General features: G+C 43.4%; 9 protein-coding genes. 4 read left to right on the plus strand and 5 right to left on the minus strand.

Translation table 11 applies throughout. The annotated features are described in order from the left end of the window. Nucleotides 1-248 precede the first annotated feature (248 nt). A complete protein-coding gene (locus AC4MRV_RS13715) occupies nucleotides 249-518 on the plus strand; it encodes a GrxA family glutaredoxin (RefSeq protein WP_491187893.1) in 270 nt (89 codons plus the stop codon). 192 nt (nucleotides 519-710) lie between these two features. Beyond that, complete coding sequence (locus AC4MRV_RS13720) at nucleotides 711-2,393, plus strand: aspartate:alanine antiporter (protein ID WP_491187894.1); 1,683 nt, start codon at nucleotides 711-713, stop codon at nucleotides 2,391-2,393. Between the two features lie 49 nt (nucleotides 2,394-2,442). On the opposite strand, the gene AC4MRV_RS13725 is transcribed toward AC4MRV_RS13720, so the two are convergent. From AC4MRV_RS13725 to AC4MRV_RS13745, 5 genes are all read right to left on the minus strand, one after another. Next, complete coding sequence (locus AC4MRV_RS13725) at nucleotides 2,443-5,172, minus strand: ImpA family metalloprotease (protein WP_491187895.1); 2,730 nt, start codon at nucleotides 5,170-5,172, stop codon at nucleotides 2,443-2,445. Between the two features lie 146 nt (nucleotides 5,173-5,318). Next, complete coding sequence (locus AC4MRV_RS13730; protein ID WP_491187896.1) at nucleotides 5,319-5,996, minus strand: ABC transporter permease; 678 nt, start codon at nucleotides 5,994-5,996, stop codon at nucleotides 5,319-5,321. Nucleotides 5,997-5,999: 3 nt separating this feature from the next. Continuing rightward, a complete protein-coding gene (locus AC4MRV_RS13735) occupies nucleotides 6,000-6,740 on the minus strand; it encodes an ABC transporter permease (protein ID WP_491187897.1) in 741 nt (246 codons plus the stop codon). Nucleotides 6,741-6,823: 83 nt separating this feature from the next. Further along, entirely contained in the window at nucleotides 6,824-7,594 is a 771-nt protein-coding gene (locus AC4MRV_RS13740; RefSeq protein WP_491187898.1) for an ABC transporter substrate-binding protein, read from the minus strand. A gap of 63 nt (nucleotides 7,595-7,657) precedes the next feature. Continuing rightward, the gene (locus tag AC4MRV_RS13745; protein WP_491187899.1) at nucleotides 7,658-8,428 is read right to left on the minus strand and encodes an ABC transporter ATP-binding protein; all 771 of its coding nucleotides are present in this window, start codon (nucleotides 8,426-8,428) and stop codon (nucleotides 7,658-7,660) included. Between the two features lie 664 nt (nucleotides 8,429-9,092). Between AC4MRV_RS13745 and AC4MRV_RS13750 the strand changes: the two genes are divergently transcribed. Further along, the gene (locus AC4MRV_RS13750; RefSeq protein WP_491187900.1) at nucleotides 9,093-10,640 is read left to right on the plus strand and encodes a DUF3360 family protein; all 1,548 of its coding nucleotides are present in this window, start codon (nucleotides 9,093-9,095) and stop codon (nucleotides 10,638-10,640) included. 322 nt (nucleotides 10,641-10,962) lie between these two features. Then, nucleotides 10,963-11,767 (plus strand): pyruvate formate lyase family protein (locus tag AC4MRV_RS13755; protein ID WP_491187901.1); only part of this gene is annotated, 805 nt, incomplete at its 3' end.

Genomic DNA, 11,767 nt, shown 5'->3' on the forward strand with positions numbered 1-11,767 from the left:
TAACTTAATCTGTAATTAGCATGCCTGTGTCGTTAGCAAATTAAATTGAACTAGTGCACCTTGCACGAAATAGCCATACAAAAAATACCGTTTTATCGACTTAATTCGCTTTTTATACCGATAAGTTTAGACTGCAGATCAAAATTTCATCAATAGGTTTCATCTATCGAAACAACAGGTAAATGCTTCTTTATTTCCGTCTCTGAATCGGGCATAGTTGCTGTTAACAAAATATAGGAGAAAGACATATGTTCGTAGTTATCTTTGGTCGCCCAGCTTGTCCATTCTGTGTTCGCGCAAAAGAGCACGCTGAAACACTGAAAGCAAAACGTGATGACTTCAACTACCGTTACGTTGATATTCATGCTGAAGGTATTTCAAAAGCGGATCTAGAGAAAACTGTTGGTAAACCTGTAGAGACAGTTCCACAAATCTTCATCGACCAAGACCATATTGGTGGTTGTGATGACTTCGAAGCGTATGCGAAAGAGCACCTAGGTCTTTTTGACGACAAGTAATCAATACTCAAAATGAAGCCGCTAAATGCGGCTTTTTTTATGCCTTCAACATCATAGATTTACCACTAACCCATCAAGCATTTGGCTAAGTAAACTAATGGTAAAATATAAAAATTTTCACTATTCATTTTGTAATATTGAGATACAATTCGCACACTTATCTTATCCCGGCACTAATACAAGACCTGCCCAGTGAACATTGACGTCGTACACTTGCTTGAGCAAAACCCTATCCTCCTCATTTTCGTGGTTCTCGCCATCGGCCTAGCGATTGGCAAAATTCGTTTTGGAAACCTTCAACTTGGCAATTCAATCGGTGTGTTGGTCACCGCATTGGTAATGGGCCACCTTGGTTTCACCTTTAATGCTGATGCTCTCACCATTGGATTTATGCTCTTTATCTATTGTGTTGGTATTGAGGCGGGCCCTAACTTCTTTGGCATCTTTTTTAGAGATGGCAAACACTACTTCATTTTGAGTATGGTCGTGCTCTCGACTGCGGTGTTCATTACCTACTTCGCTAGCCATTATTTGGGATTAGATTTTGGACTTTCAGCCGGTATGATGGCTGGTGCGTTGACGTCAACCCCTGTGCTAGTAGGCGCTCAAGATGCACTTAACTCGGGATTAGCAACTGTACCGCGTAATATGGATTTTTCTTTAGTGTTGGAAAATCTATCTGTTGGTTACGCCATGGCCTACTTAATTGGCCTTATCAGCATGATCATGTTTGCTAAGCTACTGCCGAAACTGCAGAAACAAAACCTATCGGATTCTGCGCAACAAATCGCGCAGGAAAGAGGGTTAGGCAGTACGGGCCAACGCAAGGTATATTTGCCGATTATTCGCGCTTATCGCGTTGGCCAAGAGCTCATCGACTGGACTGACGGAAAAAACCTGCGCGAGCTAGGTATCTATCGTCAAACCGGATGCTACATCGAGCGTATTCGCCGTAACGGTATCCTTGCCCATCCAGACGGGGATGCAATCTTACAAGAAGGTGATGAGATCGCGTTAGTTGGCTTCCCTGATAGCCACGCAAGGCTCGATCCTAGCTTTAGAAACGGTAAAGAGGTTTTTGATCGTAACCTTCTCGACTTACGAATCGCGGAAGAAGAAATCGTTGTTAAAAGCGATTCTATTGCAGGAAAGCGCCTTTCTGATCTTAACTTATCTGAATATGGCTGTTTCTTAAATCGCGTTGTGCGAGCTCAAATCGAAATGCCTATGGATTTAGACATCGTCTTAGCTAAAGGGGATGTTCTACAAGTGAGCGGTGAAAAAAGTCGTGTTCATGGACTCGCTGAAAAAATCGGTTTCATCTCCATTCACAGCCAAATGGCTGACCTATTGGCATTTTGTAGCTTCTTTATTCTTGGGATTATGTTCGGCTTAATCACGATGACATTCGGCCAAGTTTCGTTTGGATTAGGCAACGCTGTTGGCCTATTGCTATCAGGGATTACTCTGGGCTTTTTACGTGCGAACCACCCTACTTTTGGGTACGTACCTCAAGGCGCACTGAACATGGTTAAAGATCTGGGTCTGATGATTTTTATGGTCGGTATTGGTTTAAGCGCTGGTGGAAAAATGTTCGAACACCTCTCGCAAGTGGGTGTACAAGTTATAGGGTTAGCCTTCTTGGTTAGTGTTGTTCCTGTTGTTTGCGCATATTTGGTGGGTGCCTATATTCTAAGAATGAACCGTGCTCTGCTGTTTGGCGCAATCATTGGTGCTCGTACTTGTGCCCCTGCCATGGACATTGTGAATGACTACGCAAAATCAACCATTCCCGCACTAGGTTACGCGGGTACGTACGCCATAGCTAATATCTTAATGACCTTAGCTGGTACTATTTTGATTATTCTTAGTTAATTATCCATGAATAAAAAGAGGAGGCATTGCCTCCTCTTTCTGTTTCGACCTAAAGTGGCCAAATCGTTGTCCCGTCAACCGGTATCTCGGTTTGAGCAAACTCCTGCTGACAATACCCAGTGCTGCTCGACGCAAAATAGCTTAAAGGCATAGGTTGAAGGCTTTTCGCAATAACTTCAGACTTTGCCTTATCTGAGAAACTAAACCCCCACATGTTCAGATAATCACGCATATCTCGATTCGTGATAGTACTAAATGCGACCAACAACCAATCGTTATTGTTGATGGCGTTTGCCTCGTCACGGCTATAGCTTGAAAAACCGAGGTTGGTTCGGTTAGCTAACCAAACCGCTTCATCTCCTTTTAGGCGATTAAACTCCCTTTCTAATATGTGCAGTCTTCCAAGTAAGTGCCAGCCATTATCAATCACGCCTTGTTGCTGTGCCTGCATCATAATCTGGATAAAAACTCTCGCTCCCCAGCTCCATTCTGTCTTGTTTTGTGCTGCCATAAACGCGTTAGGATCCGCCTCTTGGCGGCTCTGCTGCAAGAGCTGATACTGCCCTTCAAAGTCCAAACTTTGGCATGTTGATACCTTGCCTGTATCCTTAAAATATTGTGATTTGCTGTAGTAAGAATAATAGTTAGTCGTCGAATGGCCGTCCCATCCTGCAAACCTAAAACGCCCCTTTTCCAAGCCGTGCCCCAATTCATGTAGGTCACCATGGCCTAAAGGATGGAAAGCCCAATAAGCATCGTATGGATTGCCCGAACAGCCGTAACCACACGTGGCTTGATCTGCGTTCATATGTTTGACGATATCGATGGTCTCTATCTGCCAGCCCTTGTCTTCAGCATACTGATGAATATCATCGATTCGATCAATGCCTGGGCCTTGAAAACCAGCCAAGGCATGGGGGAAATTGTGCATGTAACGTTCAGTGGCCAGCGCCATATCAGCGGGTTGAGCCCAATCTTCCGACCCCACTGATTCAATCATTTTCTCGGATTTAGAATGAACCTCAAATCCTGGGGTTATTAATTCTGCCCAGTCAAACAGATCCGCATTCAGTTTAGCGACAAAACTTTCGTTATCTTCGTTGCTACGCCAAACTGGATGAAGCGCTACCCCCTTAAAACTCAACTTTACTGGCAGGTCATTCACATCAAACTGCACCTGAATAGGGCCACCATACGATGAGGTTAAATGGATAGTTTGCCCAGGTTTAACCGTATACGCATATGAAGTCAGTAATTTTGGTCGTTTGTAACCATTGTCTGAAAACTCGTGTGTCGCCCCACTGCGCAAAGTATTCATCACGATTTTAGTAACAACTGGCGAATTATCATTGCGAGTTACGGTAAAGGTTTCTCCGGGTAAAGCATAAACACCTGCAGAACGAAAACTTCGTTTTGATTCCAGTTCAACCAAATGGGTCACGCGTTCCACTTCCTCTCCAAAAGTGCTGCGGCTAAAATTTCCCATATCCGGCTGGGATGGATTTACATCCCTGCTATTGTACTGAACATGATCGGCAAAATAAGAACGTAAGAAATCAATTCTCTCTGTCGTGTTTTTGTCCATAGGATATTGGACATCTTGTCGGTAGTGGTCTGCCAGCAAAATCAGCAATTTTTCATATTCGTAACTCGCAGAATCAAAAAGTCTATTACCTTGTTCATCTAAGTTACGTAGTTGATCTCGAATACTTTGAGCCGCAGGGTAAAACTCTAGCCCCATATTCGATTCATCTGGGCACGATTTATCATCACATAAACTTAAATCAACACTAAACGAGTCCTCTCTCAGACGTTTTAACAATGCTTGTTGTTGTTCAATATGAGGTGGTACTGAATTAAGTAGCACGTTGGGATTCCAATCTGAAACCCCCAACTTTCGCCAATAGTTATCACCAACATAATTGATATGGAAGGTGTTAAACAATGATTGACCAAGCTCTGTCATACCTCCATCCCAGTGAAGGTACAAAATAGGAATATTCAACTGCTGAGCCCGATTTACTGCTTGCTCCACCAGATCAAGTGCATCCCCCGACTGAAGATGCTGTGACAAAATCAATAAGTCAGGGTTATTTTCTACACAGTTAAGTAAAGCTGCTCCATCACACTCATTTGCTAAGTTGTAATGCACCGCATTATTGAAACGCGCATCTAGCCATTCCCGTGTCGCTATTTCATCCGGAAAATAATAAGACTGATCCATCTGTGCAATCACGACATCGGTTTGCCCTGATATCGCCCTACCATTCAGCCAAACTAATAGGTTTTCCATCCACTGCGCCATCGGGTCGTTAAGAGAGGAAGGGAACCGCTTAGCTGTCCGAAACGGGTTACTTGCTAGTACTGCATAGCGGTTTGCATTATCACCCAAGCCAGCAACCCCTATAGAAAGAGATTGGTCTGAATATCCATCTTGCATTGCCTTGTTGGTGAGTAAGATGGAATCATTGAAACCATAGGTTGGCGACAATATCGCTGCGTCATGAGTTGGGTCCCAAAACAGACCCGTCGTATCCCCATTGATGGTATTCTTTATCTGATCAAATTGTTTTTTATAGCTCTCTACCAATGCTTGGTTGTGCAAGATAAACTCGCTCGAATCTTTTACTTCAAGCGCATTGCCTGAGCGTAACGCGCGCTCTACATCTGTGATCGCTTCAGGTGAAGTGCTCTCCGCACTCCCTCCGCCGCCGCCACAGCCTATTAGCACAAGAGATAAAGTAACCGCTAATCCTTTGTATATATGCATTTTTCTCATTTTTATTATTTTTGTTTATGTATTTCTAGGGAGTGTAAAGAAGCAGTGATGCAAAGTAATCTTGAGATAGAAAACGAATGAAAAAGTTTGAAGCGCGATAACAGAACTCAAATAAGAACGGCACCCGAAGGTGCCGTTTATCATCATTAGCTTAGTGGTCTTAGGTAGGCTAAGAAGCGCTTCTCGGCATGTTTAAAGCACCATAAGATCATAAAGGTCAACGCCATATAGAACAGACCTGCCGTTAAAAATGACTCGAAAGGTGCGTAATAGCGTGAGTTCACCAAACGTGCCGCGCCTGTTAAGTCCACGATGGTGACAATACCTGCAACCGCACTACCATGCAGCATGAAGATGACTTCGTTACTGTAAGCCGGAAGTGCTCGGCGCAATGCACTTGGCAAAATAATGCGGCGATAAGTCATAAAGTTGCTCATGCCATAAGCTTTCGCTGCTTCTACCTCACCTTTTGGCAACCCGTTAATCGCTCCACGAATAATTTCAGCGGTGTACGCTGATGTATTCAATACAAACGCGACCAAAGCACAAAACCATGCGTTTTCCCAAAGCGTATCTTTAACCGGAAAAAATTGGTCCATTCCGTAGTAAATCAGATACAGCTGGATCAAAAGTGGAGTACCACGGAAAAAGTAGATAAACGCCCAGCTTGGGCCTGAAATAAAATAATTATGACTGTTTCGCGCTACACCTAGTGGTATTGCTACAAATAAACCGATCACAAGGGCCAGACACACCAACCATACTGTTGTCCAAAGGCCTTCAAGATAGATTGGTAAACTTTCAACGATCAATGAAAAGTCCATATTCTACCTCGCATGAATACTAAATTTACGTTCAACGATCTTAAGAAGACCGGTTGAGATACTGGTGAACAATAGGAAAACCATTGCGACAGCCATGTAAAATGTAAAAGGCATTTTTGTCGAGCCAGCCGCTAATGCGCTCACTCGAACCATATCTTCCAAGCCGATAATGGAAACCAGCGCTGTAGTTTTAAGTAATACCAACCAGTTGTTGCCAAAACCAGGCAGTGCATGACGTATCATTTGGGGTAATAGAATACGACGAAAAGACATGATTGGGCTCATACCGTAAGCTTTACCCGCTTCTAGCTCGCCTTTATCTACTGCCATAATTGCACCTCGGAACGTTTCTGCCATGTACGCGCCAAAGATAAAACCAATAGTCAATACGCCTGCAATGAATGGACTTACATCAATGTAATCTGGTAGGTATGACGTCCATTCATGGTTAGGATCGCTCGATGCGAACCACTCATTAAGCCATTCATTAATCGAATAGAGGCTGTTGTTCAATAAGATTTGTCCACCAAAGAAAATCAGCATCATGAGGACTAAATCGGGAATTCCACGGATGACCGTAGTGTATAAGGTCGCGATTGCTCTCGCCCATCGGTAAGGTGCCATTTTTGCAAGCGCACCAAGCATGCCCAGAACTACTGCAAGCAGTAATGAGAGTAGTGCCACTTCTATGGTCACTATGGCCCCTTTAAATATAGAGGCTTCGTATCCTTGTAGATCTAGCATAGGTGAGTTCCTGATCCCTAGACTTAAATATAACTTGGCCGCTGATTACCTCTAGGAACATATCAGCGGCCTTATTATCGAGTTTACTGACCGTAAACGTCGTAGTTGAAGTATTTCGCAGCGATTTCTTGGTAAACACCTTTCTCACGTAGAGATAGAATCGCTGCATCAAGCTTCTTAGTTAGGTCTTTGTCTTGCTTGCGAACCGCAATACCAAAACCGTCACCGAACCACTTAGGATCTGTTAGTGATGGACCAACAAACTCGTATGCTTCGCCACCAGCCTTATTCAACACACCTTCTTCCAGTGCAGAAGCATCACCTAATACCGCAGCAACACGACCGTTAGCTAGATCCAGGTACGCTTCATCAAAAGAGCCGTAACGAACGATTTCAACTTTGTCGCCATAGTTGTCAGTTAGGTATTTGTCGTGCGTCGTTGCACGTTGTACCGCAATTTTTTGGCCGTCTAAGTTGTCAAAATCAAGACCTGCGCCTTTCTTAGCGATGAACTTGTTAGGGATAAGCGCGTATTTGCCAGTGAAGTCCACTTTCTTCTTACGCTCTTCTGTAATAGACATTGCCGCAATAATCGCATCGTATTTACGAGCAAGTAGAGAAGGAATAATGCCATCCCAGTCTTGCGCAACGATCTTACATTTAACCTGCATTTCAGTACAAAGCGCATTGGCCATATCAACATCGAAGCCTTTCAGAGAGCCGTCGGCTTCAGTCCAGCTAAACGGAGGATAAGCACCTTCGATACCAAAGCGAACTGTTTTCCAATCTTTCGCTTGAGCAACACCAGATACTGCTGTTGCAGCTAATGTTGCTGCTAATAACCACTTTTTCATTTCCATACTCCTGTGATTTTTTATTTTAAATATTGCTTATGTTGTATTCGCTGTTTAATACAGCTAGTAAATTGAAGAGACGAACTGCTGTAGACGTTCCGAATCTGGGTTAGTAAATAGTTTGTCGGGGTGACCTTGCTCTTCCACCAAACCTTGGTGCAAGAACATCACATGGTTCGACACATCACGAGCGAATGCCATTTCGTGAGTTACCACCAGCATGGTTCGGCCTTCCTCAGCCAAATCACGCATTACACCGAGAACCTCACCTACCAACTCTGGATCCAAAGCCGATGTAGGCTCATCAAATAGCATAACTTCTGGGTCTACGGCTAACGCGCGGGCAATGGCAGCGCGCTGCTGCTGACCACCTGATAAGTGACCTGGGTAATAATCTTTACGTTCGTAGAGGCCCACTTTTTTCAACAGTAGCTCTGCATTTTCAATAGCTTGTGCTTTAGGTACACCTAATACATGGACAGGTGCCTCAATGACGTTTTCTAATACCGTCAAGTGAGACCATAGGTTGAATCCTTGAAAAACCATAGCTAAGCGCGAACGGATACGCTGAACTTGTTTCTCGTTTGCAGGAACCGCTTCACCTTGGCGGTTGTTTTTCATCTGAATTAGCTCACCATTAACCCAAATCTCACCTGCGGTTGGTGTCTCTAAAAGGTTAATGCATCTAAGAAAGGTACTTTTTCCGGACCCTGAAGATCCGATGATAGAGATAACGTCCCCTTTGTGGGCCTCTAATGAGATGCCCTTTAAAACTTCATTTTGTCCAAAAGTCTTATGTAAATCTTTAATATCTAGCGCTGGTACATCTTTCATGCGCTTAACTCCCTGTTATTATTTTTCCCATCTGTGTTCAATTTGATGGGTTGATGCGGAGGTTTTGCCCACATTGCGATACAAACTAGCACTAGACCCCAAAACATGCAACAAATTATTAACCTGCAATTTTGAGATATATAGCCAGATCATATGACTAAACATTCACTTTTTAGTTTAAAAAGCTTCATTTCTCGCATAAATCGAATCAAGCAACACATTTAACCAAACACCGATTAATTAACAATTTTATAAAAACAAGATCTACTTCAATCTTAGTACACACATCGATATGAACTTGTGCTCACACGAGTAAACTCGTCTTATAAACCTCACATTATGAAAATTAATTTCAGGTTCAATTAACACCATTTAAACCACAACCCATAACTGTGTAGTTTTCTTTCACATTCTTTCATAAAGTGATCTAAATCAATCACTCTTAAGGGTTAGCACGTTAAACTCGCGACAAAGATAAAAGCCTCAATAAGCGAATTTTTGTCTTTATTATTGTCTAAGCTTAAGCACGCAAGCTTTGCGCTACATGGCAATAGAAGAAGGACTTTAATGCAGGAAGCTGTGCGAGTTTTTACAAGAACGCCCAAATACAATAATTAAGGGCGGCTCTTCCAAGAATCATTAACTTTTTAAATATGAGGAATCTATGTCAGACGCAGTCAATAAACCGCACTCTGATTCGGATATCGAAAACAAGAGCTATCGTGAGCTGCACCGTCCAGCTTCCGATTTTGAAAGCCGAAGCGACTACTTAGACCACGAACTTCAAATCATGAAGCCTCGTCGATTTGGTCTTAACTTACCGGGTCGTGACTTCCGTTTCGAATTAGAAGATTTGGTACCAGCACTTGCAGGTACTATCGGTATTATCGCAATGTACTCTGCGGTAATGATGTCTTGGGCAGAGGGTCTAACAGCAGCATGGGATCACGTAAACCTAGGTAAAGATTTCGCCATCGAAGTTGCTCGTGTAGAAATGCTAATCCCTGCGTTACTGTTCTGTGTTTTAGCTTCTGGTTTTATCAACCCGAAAGCTAACCTCGCTGGTAACCACGGCCCAATGATTCCCCTTATCGGCACCATCGCTCTAGCGGGTGCACACCCTCTTGCATTGGCAATCCTTATCGGTGTATTTGGTCTGCTTTTAAGCTTCCTTAAAGGTGGCTCTAAGCTAGTAAACCTCACCTCGCAAGGTACAGCAGGTGGCTTGCTTATCTTCCTTGGCTTAACCGGTACCATGAGTCAAATAAACTCAATCCAAGCTTGGGCAGTGGGTCTTCAATCTGACACCGTAGCTGCTGGTAGCATGGGTTACGTTGGCCTTATCGTTCTTGCCGTGACTATCGCTCTGTACGCTTTCCTAGCTAAAGTAAACAAACGTTGGTTAGCAATTCCAGTTTGTGCTTTCACAGGTTTGGCGATTGCACTCGTTTTTGGCGCTGGTTTTGATATCAAGTTTGTAACCGAAACAGGTCTTCCTAACCTAAACCCAGTTTACTGGTGGGGCAGCACAGAAGAAGGTTGGATGCTAGGTCTTCCAAATGCTGAGCACTTTATTGCATCACTGCCATTTGCAATCCTTGCGGTAGCAATGTGGTCGCCAGACTTCCTTGGTCATCGTATCTTCCAAGAACTGAACTACCCTAAAAAGACTGAAAAAGTACTGATGGACGTCGATGACACTATGACTATGTGTTCTATCCGTCAAATGGTAGGTACCGCGGTAGGTGGCGGTAACATTACGTCGTCTTGGGGCACATACATGATCCCTGCAGCAATTGCGAAGCGCCCTATTCCAGGTGGTGCAATTCTTCTTGGTCTTCTGGTTATGATCATCGCAATTCTTGGCTTCCCGATGGACATCGCGGTATGGCCACCAGTAATGCGCGTTGCTCTTCTTGTAGGTGTCTCACTTCCGTTACTTGAAGCGGGTATGCAGATGGTTAAAGATTCTAAAGACTCTCAAGCTGCTGGTATCTGTATTTTCGGCTCGGCAGTTGTTAACCCGGTACTAGCATGGGCGTTAACAATGCTACTTGATAACAACGGCCTGATTGGTGATAAAGAGCGCGCTGCACGTTTATCATTTGTTGACAAGATTGTTATCCCTGTAGGTGTTCTTGTTATCTGTCTAGTCGCAATGCTTGCAGTTGGTATGCTTGAAGGCCAGTACGGCATCCCTGCATTCCTTTAATAGATGTATGTTGAGAGCCAAGTTTGGCTCTCAACTTTTTTTGAGTATCAAGGACTATTTTTAAATTTTTTTTAGCTAGAGGGCGTTTTATTGATTTAGTTTAAGGTTTACAGAATTTTTTTAGTTTATCCTTGAAACCAAGTTAATAAGACACCATGTAAAAAGTAGTGACAATATTTATAGTTTTATGCCCTTTATGTAAGAGTATTTAGAGGCTATACATATTGTTATTCATAAGAGTGTACCGCTCCAGCGATGGGAATCGAACTGGCTCAATGGTTTGATAGGTACGTGTTTTTTCTACTAAAAAGGTAGGTATGTCATGGCAGAGCAATTTGCTAAAGCTTGGGAAGGTTTTGCTGCAGGTGAGTGGCAAAATGAAGTAAACGTTCGTGATTTCATTCAAAAGAACTACGCGCCGTATGAAGGCGACGAATCTTTCCTAGTTTCTGAAGGTACTGAGGCTACTAACAAGCTTTGGGCTTCGGTAATGGAAGGTATCAAACAGGAAAACGCAACTAAAGCACCTGTAGAATTCGATACTTCTGTTATCTCTACCATCACTTCTCACGATGCTGGTTACATTGAGAAAGACCTAGAAACAATCGTTGGTCTTCAAACTGAGAAGCCACTTAAGCGTGCTATCATCCCTAACGGCGGTATCCGCATGGTTGAGGGTTCTTGTAAAGCATACGGTGAGACTCTTGATCCAGCTGTTTCAAAAATCTACTCTGAATACCGTAAAACACACAACGCAGGTGTTTTCGATATCTACACGCCTGACATCCTAAAATGTCGTAAGTCTGGTGTTCTAACTGGTCTTCCAGATGCATACGGTCGTGGTCGTATCATCGGTGACTACCGTCGTGTAGCACTTTACGGTGTAGACTTCCTAATGAAGGACAAAGTAGCTCAGTTCCACTCTACTCAAGAGAAACTAGAAGCTGGCGACGATCTACAGATGACTATGCAACTGCGTGAAGAGCTTCAAGAGCAGCACCGTGCACTAGGTCAAATGAAAGAAATGGCAGCGTCTTACGGCTACGACATTTCTGGTCCTGCGACTACAGCTCAAGAAGCTATCCAGTGGACTTACTTCGGTTACCTAGCAGCTGTTAAATCTCAAA

It is taken from the genome of Vibrio sp. (assembly GCF_984391705.1).

Coding starts and splice junctions, on each gene's coding strand:
- AC4MRV_RS13715 (WP_491187893.1), top strand. CDS start 249: ATGTTCGTAGTTATCTTTGGTCGCCCAGCTTGTCCATTCTGTGTTCGC.
- AC4MRV_RS13725 (WP_491187895.1), bottom strand. CDS start 5,172: ATGAGAAAAATGCATATATACAAAGGATTAGCGGTTACTTTATCTCTT.
- AC4MRV_RS13730 (WP_491187896.1), bottom strand. CDS start 5,996: ATGGACTTTTCATTGATCGTTGAAAGTTTACCAATCTATCTTGAAGGC.
- AC4MRV_RS13735 (WP_491187897.1), bottom strand. CDS start 6,740: ATGCTAGATCTACAAGGATACGAAGCCTCTATATTTAAAGGGGCCATA.
- AC4MRV_RS13740 (WP_491187898.1), bottom strand. CDS start 7,594: ATGAAAAAGTGGTTATTAGCAGCAACATTAGCTGCAACAGCAGTATCT.
- AC4MRV_RS13745 (WP_491187899.1), bottom strand. CDS start 8,428: ATGAAAGATGTACCAGCGCTAGATATTAAAGATTTACATAAGACTTTT.
- AC4MRV_RS13750 (WP_491187900.1), top strand. CDS start 9,093: ATGTCAGACGCAGTCAATAAACCGCACTCTGATTCGGATATCGAAAAC.